This is a genomic window from Micromonospora yangpuensis, assembly GCF_900091615.1.
GTDB classification, from domain to species: Bacteria; Actinomycetota; Actinomycetes; order Mycobacteriales; family Micromonosporaceae; genus Micromonospora; species Micromonospora yangpuensis.
In genome coordinates, this window is the sequence record NZ_FMIA01000002.1 from 3,000,047 (window position 1) to 3,017,633 (window position 17,587).

The window sequence follows — 17,587 nt, forward strand, 5'->3', positions numbered from 1 at the left end:
GACGGGATGACGACGATGCCGGTGACCACCGCGACACCGATCGCCATCCCGGTGCGGCCGACCGCGTCGGGATACCTGGCCCGCTTCGCGCCGGGTGGCACGGTCCCGCCGGCACCGTCGGGCGGCGGGGACGCCCTGCCGTCCGGCGTGACCGTGCTCGTCCCCACCTACAGCCCGCCCGAGGGCGGACGCACCGACAGCCTGTGGCTGGGTCTGTCCACCGTGGCCGCCGCCGCGCCGACGGCCACCCTGCTGGTGGTGGACAACGGGTTGTCGGCCTCGGACGCCCGGGTGGTCGGGGAGTTGCTGCGCCGCACCGGCCGGGAACACCACGTCGTCGTCGCGCCCCGGGCACCCGGCCGGCGGTACACCGCCGCGCAGGCCCGCAACGCCGGACTGGCGTTCCTGGCCCGGCCGGAGGGGGCGGCCCTGCGCCGACGCTCGCTGCTCCTGCTCGACGACGACACCGCGCTGGCCCCCGGTGCGCTGGCCCGGCTCCAGGCCACCCTGGACACCCATCCGCGCGCCGTCGCGGCGTGCCCCCGGGTGGTCGCCGTGCCGGACCTCGCCGGCTGGTACGACCGGCTGGCGGCCACGACGGAGGCCGGTCCGGCCGGCGCGGCGACCCGGCGGCTGCCCGGCGCGCTCCACGGCGACGGGTACGACCTGCTGTCGGTCACCTCGCACGGCAGCCTGGTCACCGGCCGCACCGTGGGCCTGCTGGTCCGGCAGGACCCGGTGCTGTGGTGGACGCGCCACCACGGGCCGTTGTTCTACGAGGGCACCCCCTACGGCAGCACCGAGGACATGCTCGCGATGGCTCTGCTGTCCCGCCTCGGCGAACTGTGGTCGGTACCGGCAGCCGAGGCCGTCGACGAGGCCCGCAAGACCCCCGGCACGACCCGGGCCCAGCAGTTCGCCTGGGGATACGACCACGCCTGGCTGGCTCGTGCCCTGGCCGAGGCCGGCGCGATCCGTCCCGGGGTCACGGCGCTGACCTGGCGGCGTTCCGGTTGGCAGGAGCAGCGCGTCGGCGACTGGGGGCCCTACGCCGGCTTCCTGATCAACCCGACCGAGCTGCGTCTGGGGTACCGGATGCTGCGCGCGATCACGGCGGACCAGGCGGCGGTCGAGGCGATGTTCGGCGCGGACGCCGCCCGCGTCCGTGCCGGCACGCACGCGTTCGGCCGGGTGCTGCGGCGCTGGCGGGCCGGCACCGCGACGGTGCCGGCCCGGCCACGCCCGGACCTGCCGCCGCTGGGCGGCCGGGGCTGGGCCGGGCTGCGCGACGGTCTCGACGCGTTGATCGGCCACCTGGCCGGCAACGTGGTGGGCAGCCTCGACCACGGGCCGTTCTTCCTCTACGGCGCCCGGCAGCCGGCGGTCGCCCCACCCTCCTGATTGGAGTACGCCATGACCTACCGTGTCGGCATCGTCGGAGCCGGGTTCCTCACCCGGCACTCCCTGATCCCGGCCCTGCGCGGGATGCCCGACGGCCGTCTCGCCGCGGTGCTCGACCCGGACCCGCAGGCCCTCGCCCTGACCAGCCCGGCCTGGCCGGAGGCCCGGTACACCAGCGACGAGGACGCCTTCTTCGCCACCGAGATGGACGCCGTGCACGTGGCCACCCCCAACCACCTGCACGAGCACTTCACCCTCCGGGCCCTGGAACGCGGCCTCGCCGTGGTGGTGGACAAGCCACTGGCCCACACCGTCGCGTCCGGACGGGCCATCGTGGCCGCCGGTGCCGCCGCCGGGGTGCCGGCCATCGTCGGGTACATGTCGAAGCACAACGTCTACAACCGGGAGGCCCGCCGGCTGGTCGCCGAGGGTGCCATCGGGACGCCCCAGGCGATGGTCGCGGCCCGGCTGGGCTGGCGCAAGGACGACTGGCGCAGCAGGCCGGCCGAGAGTGGCCTGGGCTGCCTCGCCGACCTCGGCATCTACCCGGTGCTCACCGCGATCGACATCTTCGGTGCCGATCCGGTGCGCTGCGAGGCCACCGCCTGGCCGGTGCACGACCCGACCCGCACGGACCTCTATGCCCAGGCCACCCTCTGGTTCGACGACCGTCGGTACCTGCATTTCGAGACCGCGGCCACCTTCCACGAGCAACCCGCCTCGGCCGAGGTGGCCAGCTACACCGTGATCGGTGACGCCGGCATCATCCAGGTAAGCGGGGCGTGGCAGATGGACGGCACCGGCGCGTTGGAGCTCTGCGACGCCTCGGGGTGGCGTCCCGCCGCCCGGTTGACGCCGGTCGACCCGTACCGCAGCCAGTACGAGCTGCTCGCCCGCGCCGCGGCCGGCGAGCCGGTACCCGACGAGGTGAGCCTGGCCCGAGGGCTGCGCGACCTGGAGATCCTGTACGCGGTGGCGGACACCGCCGCCGCCCGGGCCGGTGCCGCCGCCGTCCGGCTGTCCGGTGGCGCGTCACTGGCCGAGGCCCGGTGAGCGGGGTGCGTCCGGTCCTGCACAGCTACGCGTTGCGTGACTACCCGGTGGGGCACGTGCTGCGGGTCGCCGCCGCCGACGCCTGGCCGGCGATCGAGCTGTCCTCCTGGCACTTCGACACGGAGTTCGACGCCGAGAACGTGCACGGCGGCATCACCGACGCCGTGCGGACCGCCGGGCGGTACGGCGTCGAGGTGTTCTGCGCCGACTACTGGGCGGTCTTCACCGCCGCCGACGAGGCCGAGCGGGCGATGTGGGTGGAGAAGGCCCGTACCGTCGTCGACGCCTGCGCGGCCAACGGCATCACGCTGGTCAACGGTGCCGGCGGGTGGCTGGTGCGCGAGGGGCGGGACTGGGACCTGGACTGGACGGCCAACGGCAGCGCCCTGGCCTCCGAGGCCCACCTGAGCCGGGCCGCCGACTGCTACCGCCAGTTGGCCGGGTACGCCGCGTCGCGCGGGGTCCGGGTGGCGGTGGAGGTGCACCCCAACACGGTCCACGACACGGTGGCGGCCACCGCCCGCCTGCTCGACCTCGCCGACCATGACAACCTGTTCGTCACCCTCGACCCGGCCAACGCCGCCCCGCTGGGCCTTGCTGACCGCGACCCGGCGGTGATCGACCCGGTGGCTGACCGGGTGGTGTACTTCCACCTGAAGAACTGCCTGGTCCGGGGTGGTGCCGGCGACTTCACCGTAGACGCCGCGGCCGGGGTGGTGGACAACTACCGGTGGCTGGAACGGCTGACCCGGATGCCGGCGGTCACCGAGGTCGCGGTGGAGTACTGCGGCGACGGCGACCCACACCCCCGGCTGGCCGCCGGCCGCCGGTACCTGGCGGACACCCTGCGGTTGGTGACCGTCGGTCCGGGCCGAGGCCGACCCCAGGGACCCGTGACATGATGGCGGCCATGGCACAGCAGCAGGACGTCGGCGGGCCCGACCGTCACCGAGGGTCAGCCGACACCGCGCAGCAGGGGAGCAGCCCCGAAGCCCGGCTCGCCCTCGCCCTCGATCCCGCCACACCCCACCTGACGCTCATCGAACTGGCCGCCGACGGCTCGCCCGAGGTCCGCAAGGCGGTCGCCGGCCGGGTCGACGCACCCGCGCAGGCCCTGCGACCGCTGGCCCGCGACCACGACCGGCACGTCCGGGAGGCGGTGGCGAGGAACCCCTCCACCTCGGCCGGCAACCTGCTCCGGCTGCTCAAGGACGCCGACCGGTGGGTCCGCTGGGCGGTCGGCGGCAACCCGGCGGGTGACGAGTCGGTGCGCCGGGCGATGGCCCAGGCCCCGGACAAGGAGCTTCGTGGCCTGCTGGCGGAGCGCCGGGACACCGAGCCCGAACTGGCCGCCCAACTGGTCGACGACGTCTCACCCGAGGTGCGCGAACGCCTCGCCACCCACACCCACCACCCGGACGTGATCGCCGCACTGATGGCCGATCGCACCGCCCGGGTCCGCAAGGGGCTCGCCCGCAACCCCCGGACCACGGCCGAGCAGCGCCGCGTCCTGGCCCGGGACCCGGTGGTCGACGTCCGGGTCGCGCTGGTGCGCGTGGCCGAGTTGGACGAGACGGTGTGGGCGGGGCTCGTCGACGACCGTTCGGCCCAGGTCCGACTCGCGATGGCGACCTCCGAGGTCGTACCGCCGCACATCCGGCAGGCCCTGCGCGACGATCCCGACGAGCTGGTCGCCGCGGCCGCGCGTGACGTCCGCCCGGCGTCCGGTGGCTCCCCGGTCGTCCGGCCCCCGCGGGTGGGTCACCGGCGGGCCGACACCGGCCCGGCGGACCGGGGCTGACCAGGATCGACCCAGTTCCCGGGTCCGGGGTGGGCTGCGGTGGTCGGGTTGGTATGCCTGTGGGGTGGCAGAGCAGGCGCACCACGAGCGGCCCGCACCGGGTGGGCGTCCCGGGCTGGGCCTGCTGCTCGTGCTGGGGGTGGTCTACGGCGACATCGGCACCAGCCCGCTGTACGCGCTGAGGACGGTCTTCACCCTGGACCGTCACCTCGTACCGGACACTCCCGACGTGTTCGGCGTGGTCTCGCTGGTCTTCTGGTCGATCACCCTGATCCTGTCGATCAAGTACGTGCTGTTCATCCTGCGCGCCGACAACGACGGCGAGGGCGGGGTGATGGCCCTGGCCGCGCTGGCCCGCAAGGCGCTGCCCCCGCAGCACCCACGGCGTACCGGTGCGGTGCTGGCGCTCGGGGCGCTCGGCACCGCCCTGTTCTACGGCGACAGCGTGATCACCCCGGCGATCTCGGTGCTGTCGGCCGTGGAGGGGCTGGAGGTCGTCTCCGCGCGCTGGGCGGCGCTGGTACTGCCGGTGTCGGCGGTGATCCTCACCCTGCTCTTCGCCGTCCAGCGCTGGGGGACCGGGCGGGTGGGGGCGGTGTTCGGGCCGGTCATGGTGCTCTGGTTCGCCTGCCTGGGCGTGGCCGGTGCGGCCGAGGTGATCCGTCAGCCGGGCGTGCTGGCCGGGTTGTCGCCGACGTACGCGGTCCGGTTCGTGACGGCCCATCCGGTCGTCGCGTTCGTCGCGATGGGTGCGGTGGTGCTGGCGATCACCGGTGCCGAGGCGCTCTACGCCGACGTCGGGCACTTCGGCCGGGCCCCGATCCGCCGGGCCTGGTTCGCGTTGGTGTTTCCCGCGTTGACGCTCAACTACCTCGGCCAGGCGGCGTTGATCCTGCGGTCGCCGCAGAGCCGGCAGAACCCGTTCTTCCTGCTGCTGCCGGGCTGGGCGCAGCTGCCCATGGTCGTGCTGGCCACCGTGGCGACCGTGATCGCCTCCCAGGCGGTGATCTCCGGGGCCTTCTCGGTGTCGCGGCAGGCGATGCGGTTGGGTTTCCTGCCGCGCCTGCGGATCCGGCAGACCTCCCGTCGGGAGTACGGGCAGATCTACGCGCCCGGGGTCAACTGGACCCTCTTCGTGGCGGTCCTGCTGGTGACCTTCGCGTTCGGCTCGGCCACCAGACTCGGCGCCGCCTACGGGGTCGCGGTCACCGGCACGTTCCTGATCACCACGATTCTCTTCCTGGTCGTGGCCCGGACCTCGTGGCGCTGGTCCCGGTGGCGGGTGACGGTGTTCGCGGTGGTCTTCGGTGGCCTCGAGCTGGTCTTCTTCGCCGCGAACCTGGCGAAGGTCAGCCACGGTGGCTGGCTGACGCTGCTCGTCGCGGGCGCGGTCTTCACGGTCCTGTCGACCTGGCGGCGCGGCGGGGAACTGGTCGCCGCCCGGCGTACCGAGCGGGAGGGTCCGCTGCGGGACGTGGTCGTGGCCCTGCGCGACCCGACCCTCCGGCGGATGCCGGGGACCGCGGTGTACCCCCACCCCAACTGCGAGACGGCGCCGCTGGCGCTGCGCGACGAGGTGGTAGGCCGCCACGCCCGGTACGAGCGGGTCGTGATCGTCACCGGGCACACCGCGAACGTGCCGCACATCCCCTGAAACGGCGGTTGACCATCGACGATCTCGGCGACCCGCACGACGGGGTCCTGCACATCTCGGTCGTCTTCGGCTTCCAGGACCTCACCGACATTCCGGCGGTCCTGCGCCGGGCCACCACCGACCCGAGGGCCGCCGGCATCGATTCCGACCAGGTCCGCTACTTCGTCTCGCGGATCACCCTGCGCCGCACCGACGCCCCGGGCCTGGCCGGTTGGCGCAAACGGCTGTTCGTGCTGCTCGCCCACCGGGCCGCCGGCCACGTCGAGTTTCTGCGCCTGCCGGCGGAACGCACCACCGTCCGCAGTGCCGAGGTGCCACTCTGAGTCCGGGCCACCGAACCGTTGCGGGCACCTGTCACAACCGGGGTGGCTGTCCGGTCCTAGCGCCGACCGCCCCCGCATCGACTGCGACCACTTCAACACGTGGCGGCGGCCCCGAGGTTGCGGTGGACCCAGCGGGTGACCTGGCGGCGGCCGCGTAGCCGGACCACCACGATCTCTGCGCCTCGTTCCGCCAGCAGCGCGGTCACCCGTCGGGTCGGGCCACCCTGGGTGCGCCATGCCCAGCGGACGACGTGCTCCGGGTCGGTGAAGACCGTCCAGAGCGGTGGTTCGATGTTGCCGTTCCACAGTCGTTCGCGCCGGACGCGCCGGGTGAGCGTGCGCCCGACGACCTGCCGCATCACGAGGTGACGCGGATGGTCCAGCCACAGCACGCAGTCCGCCCGGCGGTGCAGGATGTCACCGAGTTTGGCGGTGTACTGCCACTCGGTGACCCAGCGTGGTCGTGCGGCGAAGGCCTCGACGTCGGCGACGAACGTTGGACGCGGCTGCCAGTCCGGACCGTGGTGCAGGGCGTCGAGCTCCACCCGGGGCAGCGCCCGCGCCGCTGCTGCTCGGGTGTCCGGGACAGGTACGGGCCGAAGGTGCGCACCAGGTCGAGATGGCGCTCCTTGTCCAGGGGCAGGTTGCGGCGGAACACCTCCTTGCGTACGTCGGTCCACCGCCCGTGGTCCACGACGTCCTGGTGGAACCAGTCCACGGGCCGCTCCCGTACCGTCGGGTCGACGGCGTGCAGCGCCGCCGCCACCGCCGTCCGTTGCTCCGCGACTGCATGGTCGTAGCGGTGCCCGAAGACGGCGAGGGTGCCGCCGGGCGCGAGTGCCCGCCGGGCGTGCCGGTGGCGGGTGGCCGGGTCCAGCCAGTGCCAGGCCATGGCGCAGGCCAGCAGGTCGAACCCACCGGCCGGTGGGGTCCACCGTTCGAAGGGGTTTTGGATGCCTGCCGGGCCACCGACCGCCCATCGTGGATGATCATAGTTAACGATATTGACGCATCCTCCGAAGATCCGTAATACTTCGCTGGCGGGAGCGCTCCCACATTGCGGTGGACGGTGACTCCTCGGCCACTCCACCCACCAGGTCGGCTACCGGTCGCTGCGCGCACCCGCACGACCACCGCGCAGCGGTGGACGTGGTCGGGCGAGCCGCCTGCCGGGCACGCCGTGGCCTGCCGGTCGCGAAAGGCGGGAACGTGCGACGTACGAAGTCCGACCAGTGGAGCCAGGAACTGCGCGAGGTACGTGACCCCGCCGCACTGTTCGGCGGCAGCGCCCAGACGGCGGTGCTGCGGCTGCTCACCATGGCGGGCAAGGTGCCCTTCCGGTCCGCCTTCGACAGCCTGACCCTGCGCGAGAGGGCGATCGTCGGGCACCTGCTCGGTCGGCAGGAGCTGCGGCTGACCGCACCCGGTGCCGACCCGTCACCGGCGGGGTTCGTGCTCGCCCACTCTTCACTGGGCAAGCTGACCGTCCACGAGCCGGCGCGGGGCGACCTGCCCACCGGTGAGGTCGTGGCCGAGCTCGCGTTGCCCGGGTGGCTGGTCGAGATGATCGACGAGGAGTGCCTGCCGGCCCAGGCCGAGGAGGAGCATCAGCGTCACGAGCTCGACCAGATGCTGCACACCTGGCACGCCGACGGCAGCCTGCCCGCGCGGCTGGAGGAGGTGGTCGACTGGGTCGAGCGGGTCGAGACCGTCTTGATCTACGTGGAGCGGCGGGTGTTCTCCCGTTCCGACTCCGGCTCCAGCACCCTCATCCGCGACGGTGTGCTGCCGGCGTTGCGCGGTCGCGCCCCGGCGGACTGGAGCCCGCAGGAGCGGCTCTTCGTGGCCGCCGTCCAGTTGTTGTTCCGCACCGGTCGGGCGGTGCGGTTCGAGGAGTTCAACGGTCGTCAGCTCAGCGCCGTCAGCCTGCGCAGGACGCTGACCACCCGTTGCGCGACGTACCTGCGGGCGCTCGACGAGCCGGTCACCGGGCAACTGGGCACGGCGACCCTGGCCGAGTTGGCCGCGCTCGCCGGTGACCTGGTCGAGCGCGTCGACGGCGGCGGCGACCTGCGCTACCGGCGGGTCAACGGACTGACGTACGCCAAGGACGAGTACCTGCTGCCGTGGGAGCCGGACCGGCGCAGCCAGGCCGTGCTGCCCCGTACCCTGCACGCGCTCACCGACGCCTGCCCCGAACCGGCCGACGGCGAGGACGCCGCCGCCTGGGTACGCCGGGCCACCGCCGCCGCCCTGCGCACCGCGCACGACAGCGGTGACGAGGGCGACCTGAACCGGATCCTGGAGGGCATCGTGCTCGGCGCCGTCGTCGACGGCCGCGCCGACTACGGCATGTCCAGCGGCGTGCGGGACCTGTCCCGGCTGAACGGTCTGGCCGGCGAGTACGGCGAGGAGGTGGCCGGGCTGAAGAAGCCGGACTTCTTCTGCTGCGTGCTGCCCAGCCCCGAGATGGCCGCCGACCTGCCCGCCGCCGCCGTCACCGACATCCTGTGGCAGGTCGCCCAGCGGATGATGTACAACCGCTGGCACTTCGTGCCCGGCAACTTCGACCGGGTGGCGGTGCCCCGCCAGCGGCACTACTTCTTCCCGCCGCTGGTGCCCGACATCGGCGAGTGGGGCGACCTGCGCCACGGCGGTCACAGCACCGCCCGGGTCCGCTACACCCTGCGCGCGCCCGGCGCGGCGATGTGGAAGCAGCCGTTCACCGTCGGCGGCCGGCAGTACCGGGGCGCGTACGACATCCGGCTGGTCCGGATGGACGGCCCGCCGTTCACCCTGGACGACCTGCGGGTGGCCTGTCGGTACTCGGCGTTGGTGGACGTGTTCTGGCGGGAGATCGCCAGCTACGCCGACGCACACGGCGGCTGGAGCCCGACCATCGGCTCGTTCGGTGGCGACTGGTACGCCTCGCAGGCTTGGCGCGCCCCGGTCGACCGGCTGGCCGTGGTCGGGGAACCGGTCGGGGGACTGGTGTGAGCGTGCACCACGTCGTGGTCAACGGCGAGGAGCAGTACTCGCTGTGGCCGGCGGACCGGGAGCTGCCCGGTGGTTGGACGACGGTCTTCACCGGCCCGGTCGAGGCCTGCCTGGAGCAGGTCGCCGCCCGCTGGACCGACCTGCGGCCCGCCTCGCTGCGCCACGCCGGCCCTGCCGGGCCTGCGCCGGCCACGGCGGATGCCGCACCGGCCAGGGCGGATGCCGCACCGGCCACGGCGGATGCCGCACCGGTCGCCGTCGGTGCCGCACCGGCCACCGTGGACCGCGCCCGGTCGGTCGCCGTCGGGCCGCGTCGGGAGGTCGAGCAGACGCCGCTGCACGTCCTGGTCGACCGGGCGTTGGCGGCCGACCCCGGACGCGTCGCGCTGCGCTGCGCCGGCGTCGAGGTCACCGCGGGACAACTGCGGGCCCGGGTCCGGCACACCGCGCGGGTGCTGCGCGCGTACGGTGCGGGGCCGGAGACACCGGTCGCGGTGCTGCTGCCCCGTTCGGTGGACGCGGTGGTGGCGATCCTCGCGGTGCTGGCGGCCGGCTCGGCGTACCTGCCGCTGGCGGTGCAGGACCCGGCGCACCGGCGGGAGCGGATCCTGGCCGACGCGGGTGACCCGGTGCTGCTGACCGGGCCGGGGCAGCGGGGGCTCGTCCCCGAGGGCTACCCGGCGGCGGTGCTCGACGTGACCGACCTGCCTGACACCCTCGGCGACGACGGTGACGGCGGCTGCCGGGTGGAGAACCTGGCGTTCGTGATGTACACCTCCGGCACCAGCGGTGCGCCCAAGGGTGTGCTCGGCACCCACCGGCAGTTGGTCAACTACGTGCGTTGGTGTGCCGGTGAGTTCGCCTTCCAGCCGGGGGAACGGGCGGTGCTGCACGCCCCGCTGTACTTCGTCGGCTCGGTGATGACGCTGTTCACCGCGCTGGTCGCGGACTGGGAGCTGGAGGTCGCGCCGGAGCCGGTCGCCTTCGACGACCTGATCGCGCTGACCGCCGCCGCGCCGTGCGGCTTCCTGAAGCTCACCCCGTCGCACGTACGGGCGATGACCGCCCTCGGTGGCGTCGACGACGTCGCCCGCCAGGTCATGATCGGCAGTGAGCCGCTGTACCTGACCCCCGAGTTCGACTCGTGGATCACCGGCAGCCCGAAGTCCGGCTTCGGCAACCACTACGGCATGAGCGAGACCGTCGGCGCGACCTGGTACTGGATCGGCACCGACCGTTGCGTCGGGCGACGGCTGCCGGTCGGCGCGCCCATCCACCACGCCGAGGTGCACATCCTCGACGAGCGGGGCCGGCCGGTGCCGGTGGGCCGGACCGGCGAGATCTGCCTCGGCGGGGCGGTGATCGGTCGGGGCTACCACGGCCAGCCGGTGCTGACCGCCCAGCGGTGGATCCCGCATCCGGCGGGTGGGGGAGCACGGCTGCTGCGTACCGGGGACCTGGGCCGGCTGGACGCCGACGGGGTGCTGGACGTGCTCGGCCGGGCCGACCGGCAGGTGAAGATCCGGGGCCAGCGGGTCGAGCCACCGGCGGTCGAGGACGCGTTGCGCCGCTGCCCGGGGATCGCCGAGGCGGTGGTGATCGCCGAACCCGACGGCCACGACCTGCACCTGGTCGCCTACCTGCGCGGCGAGCAGGAGCCGCGCCCCACCGAGGCCCAGTTGCGCGCCCACGCCGCCGGGCTGTTGCCGGAGGCCTCCGTGCCGAGCCGGTTCCGGTACGTGGCGCAGTATCCGCTCACCCCGAACGGCAAGGTCGACACCCGCCGGCTGCCCGCCACCCCGACGGTGCGGCCCGCGCTGAGCACCGCGTACGCCGCACCCGACGGTGACCTGGAGACCGCGGTGGCGGCTGTGGTCGCCGAGGTGCTGCGGGTGGACCGGCTCGGCGTCGACGACGACTTCTTCGAACTCGGCGGCGACTCCCTGCAGGTCGTCGAGGTGGTCACCCGGCTGGACGAGGAGCTGGGCCTGCCGGTGGGCATCACCGACGTGTTCGACCACCGCACGGTCCGGGCCCTGACCGCCGCCACGCGCGGCACCGGGTCGCCGACCGCCGCCACGAGCGGCCCGGGGACACCGACCGCCGTCACGAGTGGCTCCGGAACACCGACCGCCGGCCCGGACGACTCCGGGACGTCCGTCGGCTCCGCGCCGCTGACCTGGGGCCAGGCGGCCATGTACCGGCCGATGCGGTGGTTCGGCGAGGCCAGCCGGGACTTCAACATCACCCGGGTGCTGCGGTTGACCGGCCCGGTGCCCGTCGAGCGGGTCACCACGGCCTGGTCGGCGTTGGTGCTGCGGCACCAGGTGCTGCGGACCCTGCTGACCGACGGCCCGGACGGCCCCCACCAGCGGGTGTTCGCCGACGGGGCGTACCCGCCGGTGGTGCGCGACACCACCGCCGCGGCGCTGCCGCAGGAGGCGGAGGCGGTCGCCGCCGAGTTGGCCGCCAGCGCGTTCCAGCTGGACCGGGAGTGGCCGCTGCGGTGGGCGCTGCTGCGCGTCGACGGCCGGGTCGAGGCGGTCGCCGTGGCCGCCTCGCACGTGTCGTTGGACGGTTGGTCGCTGGAGCTGCTCCTGGCGGAGCTGCGGACCCTCGTCGACGGCGAGCGGACCCTGCCCGCGCCGGGCTGGCAGCCGTTGGACCAGGCCGGCTACGAGGCCTCGCCCGCCGGGCAGCGCCGGGCCCGGCAGTCCCTGACGTACTGGCGGGAACGGCTGCCCGTGGTGCCGCACCGGATCTTCGACGGCCCGGACCACGACGGCGGCCCGCTGCCGGTGGTGACCTGGCGGATGGAGTCCACCGCCGTGGCCGCTGCCGCCGCCGTGCTGGCCGAGCGCACCGAGACCTCGTCGTCCACTGTGGTGCTGACCGCCGCGCTGCTGGTGCAGGCGGCGCTGACCGGCCGGGACCGGGCGGTAGTGAAGCTCATCGCGGGCAACCGGAACACGCCCCGCCAACGGCAGTTGGTCACCGGCATCGCCCAGAACGCGTTGCTGGTCTTCGACGTCGGCGCCGGTGACGTCGACGACGCGGTCCGCCGCTGCTACCGCGACTCCACCGAGTCCTACTTCCACGCCACCTACCCGCCGGAGGCGCTGGACGAGCTGATCGCGGCCGAGGGCGCCCACGCCGACCTGTCGGTGTACTTCAACGACTCCCGGATGGGCCGCGACTTCGACCCCCCGACGGTCATCCCCGACCGGGCCGCGCTCACCGAGTTGGCCGCGCGCACGACGGTACGGCAGATCGCCGCCGTGGCCCGCCACGACATGACCTTCTTCCTGGCCATGCCGCACCTGGCCGGCGGCTGCGCGCTGCACCTGTTGGCCGACACCCGGCGGGTCCCCGCCACCGTCTGCGGGCGGGCGCTGCGCGGCATCGAGACCCTACTGTGCGAGGCGGCGCTGCGTCCGGTGCCCGTCGCGGACGTCGCCGCCCTGCTCGACCTGGGCTGACCCTCCCACCCCGACCGCCAGGAGCACCCGATGACCGACCCGTACCCGCTGCTGCACCGGCTGGCCGCCGCCGACGACGCCGCGCTCACCGGCGTGGCGCTGCCACCCGACGGCCGCTACCAGACCGTCACCACCACCGTCGACGACGTCACCGCCCAGATCGTGGATACCCTGCGGGACGGCTTCGCCGGGCGCGGGCCGGCCGACTACCCGCTGCTGGTGCTCGGCTGGGGTCGCTGCCGGGTCGGTTCGACGGCCGTGACCAACCTGTTCGGCATGGCCGGTGCCGCCGCCTACTACCAGCCGGTCAAGACCATCGGCCGGTTCGCGTTGACCGGTGGCGGGGGCGCGCCGTGGAAGCTGCCCGACGGCGAGCCGGTGCTGTTCGCCAAGGAGATGGCCGGGCCGTACGTGCCGTTCGAGGCGCTGTTCAACCCGGCCCGTTGTCTCGTCGAGGCCGGTTGGCCGGTCGACCGGCTGCGCCTGCTGGTGCTGGACCGCCAGCCCCGGGCCTGTCTCGACTCGTGGATGGCGAAGTGGGCGGGCAAGATCGGCCGGGACCGGGTGGTGCAGAACTTCCTGCTCAGTACGCTCAGCTACGCGCGGATGCGCGGCTGGGCCGCCGCCGAGGGCCTGGCGGTGACGCACTTCCCGTACGAGTGCAGCCGGGCGCCACAGGAGACGGTGTCGCGGCTGTTCGACCGCCTCGGCATCGGCGAGCTGTACCGACCGGGGATGCTCACCGGCTGGGGTTCGGCCGGTGACCTCAACTCCGACGAGTCGAAGATCCACCACCCGGTCGAGCCGGAGCCCTACGTCGTGCCCGGCCTGCACGGCAACGCCGACGAGTACCGCTTCCGCGACCGGCCGGTGACGGTCCTGACCGCCGACGAACTGGCGGTGGCCGACAGCGCCGAGGTGGTCGACTCCTACCGGGTCTCGGTGCGCTCCTGCGGCCAGGAGCTGGACCTGCCCGAGCCCCTGCGGGACGAGATCTTCGGCTGACCCCGATGACCGCGTCCACCACCCGGGTCGGGCAGCTGCGTGCGGCCGCCGCCGCCCGGCTGCGTATCGCCCGGCTGTGGCCGGCGGCCGGTGCCGGTTGGAGCGCCGTCGCGCTGCTGCTCGGCGTGGGCCGGGGCGTGCTGCCGGTCGGCTTCGCGATCGCCGTCAGCGTCACCGTCGGCCGGATCGCCCCGGTGTTGCGGGGCACCGCCGACCAGTCGCGGGTGTGGTGGCCGCTGGCCGCCGCCGGCGCGGCCCTGATCGGGCTGCAACTGGCCGAGGCGGCGCAGAAGGCCGTCGGCGAGCAGCTCAGTCGACGCGTGGACGGGCACATGTACCGGCGGCTGATCGCCGCGTCGTTGTCCACCCGGGAGATCACCCCGTTGGAGGACCCGGCGGTCCTGGACGAGCTGGGCGAGGCCGGGCACGAGCTGCGCTTCGCCTTCCGTACCCCCGGCGCGGCCTACGCCGGGCTGATCGCGCTGGTCGGGCCGTACACGCAGGTCGTCGGTTTCACGGTGGTGGTCGCGGTGGTGCTCGGGCCGGCGGCGGCGGTGGCGATGCTGGCGGTCGTGCTGCTGTTCCGGCACGGCCAGCGCGGTGGGCTGCGCCGCTACGCCCGGGTCATCCGGGACGTCGCGGCCCTGCGCCGGGAGAGCCGCTACCTGCGCGGGCTGGCCATGGGGCCCGCGGCGGCCAAGGAGCTGCGCGTCTTCGGCCTGACCGGCTGGCTGACCGACCGCTACCGGCAGGTCTACCTGCGGACCCTGGCCCCGGTCTGGGCCGAGCGCCGCCGCATCTACCTCCGGCCCTACCTGGCGTACACGGTCGTCGGACTGGTCGGGGTCGGTGCGGTGCTGGCGCTGACCGGGCGGCGCGCCGCCGACGCGGCGATCGACCTGGCCGCGCTGGCGCTGGTGCTGCAGGCGGTCATGGCGCTGATCCGGCTGGGGGAGTTCTATCCGGACTCCGACACCCAGACCCAGTACGGCATGAACGCCGAGACCGCGGTCACCGCCTTCGAACAGGCCATGAGCAGGTACGCCGAGCCCGCCGACACCGGCAGCACCGCCCCACCGGGCAGCACCGCCCCGGCGATCGACTTCACCGGGGTACGGTTCGGCTACCCCGGCGCGACCCGGCCGGTCCTCGACGGCCTGGACCTGCACATCGCCGCCGGCCGCTGCACCGCCCTGGTCGGGGTGAACGGTGCCGGCAAGACCACCCTGGTGAAGCTGCTGGCCCGGCTCTACTCGCCGGACGCCGGTGCGGTCCGCGTCGACGGCGTCGACGTGGCCGACCTGTCCGCGCGGGACTGGCAGCGCCGCATCGCCGTGGTCTTCCAGGACTTCGTCCGCTACGAGCTGTCGGTGGCGGCCAACATCGGCTTCGGCGCGGTCGAGCACCTCGACGACCGGGCCGGGATCCGGCGCGCCGCGCAGGCGGCGGGACTGCTCGACACCCTGGAGGCGTTGCCCGACGGGCTGGACACGGTCCTGTCGCGGGCCTACGCCGGTGGCGTGGACCTCTCCGGCGGGCAGTGGCAGCGCATCGCCATCGCCCGCGCCCTGTTCGCGCTCTACCACGGCAGCACCGTGCTGGTGCTTGACGAGCCGACCGCGGCGCTTGACGTACGGGCCGAGGCGGAGTTCTTCGCCCGGTTCGCCGAGCTGACCCGGGGCCGTACCACCATCCTCATCTCGCACCGGCTCTCCAGCGTCCGGCTGGCCGACCGGATCGTCCTGCTCGACCGGGGCCGGGTCGTCGAGCAGGGCAGCCACGACGAGCTGATGGCCACCGGTGGCCGGTACGCGACGATGTTCACCCTGCAGGCGCAGCGGTTCACCGACGACGAGGCCGACGCCGACGCCGGTGCCGACCCGGATTCCGGTACCGGCGGTGCCGCCGCCGACGCGCGGACGCAGGGGACGGGGTGAGGCGATGCTGAGGGCGATCACCGGGTTGCTGCGGCTGTCCTGGCGGCAGGACCGGCGCAAGATGGCCGTGGCGTTGGCGTTGATGGCCGGTAACGCCCTGGCGGTGCCGGCGGGCGCGGTCGCGATCCGGCAGCTGACCAACGCGGCGGTGGCCGGTGACGCCGGCCCGGCGGCCTGGTCCGGCCTGGCCGTCGCGGTGGCCGCAATCGCGGCGCTTACCTGCGCGCACTTCGCGCACATCGGCTACTTCGAGGTGTCCGAACTGAACGTGCTCAGCACCGACGAGCAGCTCATCGGGATCAGCAACGGCACCCCGTACCTCGACCACCACGAGCGGCCCGAGCACGCCGACCGGATGGCCCTGGCCCAGGACGAGCTGCAACGCATCGGCGAGGGCCTGCAGGCGCTGCTGACCGGCGGTGCGCTGGCAGTCAGTCTGCTGCTGACCACCGTGCTGCTCACCTGGGCCCACCCGGCGCTGCTGGCGCTGCCCCTGCTGGCGGCGCTGCCGCTGCTGGCCGGCCGCCGGGCCCAGGCCGCCGCCGACGCCGCCCGTGAGGAGAGCAGCGTCGACACCCGGCAGGCCCGGCACCTGTTCGAGCTGACCACCGACGCGGCCTCGGCCAAGGAACTGCGCCTGCTGGGCCTGGTCGACCATCTGCAGCAGCGCTACGCCGGCCACTGGCGGCGCGCCTCCGGCCGGATCTGGCGCGGCGAGCTGACCGCCGGCCTGTGGCGGGCCGCCGGGCAGAGCGTGTTCGCCCTCGGGTACGTCGCCGCGCTGGTCCTGGTCGTCGGCGACGCGGTACGCGGCCGGGCCGACGTCGGCGACGTGGTGCTGGTGATCATGGTCGCCTCGCAGCTCAACCAGCAGGTGGCCGCCGCGGTGACGATCACCCAACAGCTCCTGCGCAGCGGCCGGTCGCTGCGCCGGCTGGAGGAGGTACGCGCCCTGGTCGCCCGCCCGCCCGACGGGGCCGGGGTGAGTCCGCCCCAGCGGCTGCTGGAGGGCATCCGCCTGCGGCAGGTCACCTTCACCTACCCCGGTGCGGCCGGGCCGGCGCTGCGCGACGTCGACCTGCTGCTGCCCGCCGGCCGCACGGTGGCGATCGTGGGCGAGAACGGCGCGGGCAAGACCACCCTGGTCAAGCTGCTCAACCGGTTCTACGAGCCGGACCACGGCACGATCCTCGTCGACGGGGTCGACCTGCGGGACCTCGACCTGACCGCCTGGCGGGCCCGCACCACCGCCGCGTTCCAGGACTACGCCCGCCCGGAGTTGACCGCCCGACTGGCCGTCGGCATCGGTGACCTGCCCCGGGCCACCGACGACGACGCGGTACGCGCCGGCCTGGCCCGCGCGCACAGCGGCGTCGCCGAGCAGCTGCCGTACGGCCTGGACACCCGGCTGGGCCGCAGCCACGCCGACGGTGGGGTGGAGGCCTCCGGTGGGCAGTGGCAACAGCTCGCGCTCGGCCGGGCGATGATGCGCGACGCCCCGCTGCTGATGGTGCTGGACGAGCCGGCGTCGGCCCTGGACGCCGAGGCCGAGCACCGGCTCTTCGAGCGGTACGCCGACGGCGCGGCTCGGGTCGCCGCGGACAGCGGCGGGGTGACCGTCTTCGTGTCGCACCGGTTCTCGACCGTCCGCACCGCCGACCTGATCATCGTGGTCGGCGACGGGGGAGTCCGCGAGGTGGGCACCCACGACGAGTTGATCCGCCTCGACGGCAGCTACGCCAGCCTCTACGGCACCCAGGCGGCGGCGTACCGGAGCTAGTCAGGCACTCGCTGCTGTCATTGACAACGTTCGTCTCCGCCCGTGGTCAAGAGATGTAGATCGATGAAGCTGTCGCCGGGGTGCCCGTGGTCGTCCTGACCGCCGACCCGGGCGTGCCCGGGTCGGCGGATGCCGGCGGGTGCGGGGCGACTACGGT

Annotated in this window: 12 protein-coding genes; 11 read left to right on the plus strand and 1 reads right to left on the minus strand. The window is 74.0% G+C overall.

The window, feature by feature from the left end:
• The first annotated feature begins 6 nt into the window (after window positions 1–6).
• From GA0070617_RS13710 to GA0070617_RS31055, 6 genes are all read left to right on the plus strand, one after another.
• Window positions 7–1,401, plus strand: a complete 1,395-nt coding sequence (locus tag GA0070617_RS13710) for a glycosyltransferase (protein ID WP_091437232.1) — start codon at window positions 7–9, stop codon at window positions 1,399–1,401.
• 12 nt (window positions 1,402–1,413) lie between these two features.
• A complete protein-coding gene (locus GA0070617_RS13715) occupies window positions 1,414–2,454 on the plus strand; it encodes a Gfo/Idh/MocA family protein (RefSeq protein WP_139135651.1) in 1,041 nt (346 codons plus the stop codon).
• Entirely contained in the window at window positions 2,451–3,356 is a 906-nt protein-coding gene (locus tag GA0070617_RS13720; protein ID WP_091437236.1) for a sugar phosphate isomerase/epimerase family protein, read from the plus strand. Before GA0070617_RS13715 ends, GA0070617_RS13720 begins: the two co-directional genes overlap by 4 nt.
• Before the next feature lie 8 nt (window positions 3,357–3,364).
• Complete coding sequence (locus tag GA0070617_RS13725) at window positions 3,365–4,255, plus strand: hypothetical protein (protein WP_175440523.1); 891 nt, start codon at window positions 3,365–3,367, stop codon at window positions 4,253–4,255.
• A 64-nt stretch (window positions 4,256–4,319) separates the two neighbouring features.
• Window positions 4,320–5,909 carry a potassium transporter Kup gene (locus GA0070617_RS13730; RefSeq protein WP_217628805.1) on the plus strand — a complete coding sequence of 530 codons (1,590 nt, stop codon included), beginning with the start codon at window positions 4,320–4,322 and terminating at the stop codon, window positions 5,907–5,909.
• A gap of 8 nt (window positions 5,910–5,917) precedes the next feature.
• Window positions 5,918–6,232 carry a KUP/HAK/KT family potassium transporter gene (locus GA0070617_RS31055; protein WP_217628806.1) on the plus strand — a complete coding sequence of 105 codons (315 nt, stop codon included), beginning with the start codon at window positions 5,918–5,920 and terminating at the stop codon, window positions 6,230–6,232.
• A 92-nt stretch (window positions 6,233–6,324) separates the two neighbouring features.
• On the opposite strand, the gene GA0070617_RS13735 is transcribed toward GA0070617_RS31055, so the two are convergent.
• Entirely contained in the window at window positions 6,325–6,777 is a 453-nt protein-coding gene (locus GA0070617_RS13735; protein ID WP_229688494.1) for a P-loop NTPase family protein, read from the minus strand.
• 664 nt (window positions 6,778–7,441) lie between these two features.
• Between GA0070617_RS13735 and GA0070617_RS29905 the strand changes: the two genes are divergently transcribed.
• From GA0070617_RS29905 to GA0070617_RS13755, 5 genes are read left to right on the plus strand one after another with little or no spacing between them, the layout of a single operon-like run.
• Window positions 7,442–9,229, plus strand: coding sequence for a hypothetical protein (locus tag GA0070617_RS29905; RefSeq protein ID WP_139135653.1), 1,788 nt, complete (start codon window positions 7,442–7,444; stop codon window positions 9,227–9,229).
• Window positions 9,226–12,708, plus strand: a complete 3,483-nt coding sequence (locus tag GA0070617_RS13740) for an AMP-binding protein (protein WP_139135654.1) — start codon at window positions 9,226–9,228, stop codon at window positions 12,706–12,708. Before GA0070617_RS29905 ends, GA0070617_RS13740 begins: the two co-directional genes overlap by 4 nt.
• A 30-nt stretch (window positions 12,709–12,738) precedes the next feature.
• Window positions 12,739–13,713 carry a hypothetical protein gene (locus GA0070617_RS13745; RefSeq protein ID WP_091437242.1) on the plus strand — a complete coding sequence of 325 codons (975 nt, stop codon included), beginning with the start codon at window positions 12,739–12,741 and terminating at the stop codon, window positions 13,711–13,713.
• 5 nt (window positions 13,714–13,718) lie between these two features.
• Entirely contained in the window at window positions 13,719–15,650 is a 1,932-nt protein-coding gene (locus tag GA0070617_RS13750) for an ABC transporter ATP-binding protein (protein WP_091437245.1), read from the plus strand.
• 4 nt (window positions 15,651–15,654) lie between these two features.
• Entirely contained in the window at window positions 15,655–17,430 is a 1,776-nt protein-coding gene (locus GA0070617_RS13755; RefSeq protein ID WP_091446366.1) for an ABC transporter ATP-binding protein, read from the plus strand.
• The last annotated feature ends 157 nt before the right edge of the window (window positions 17,431–17,587 follow it).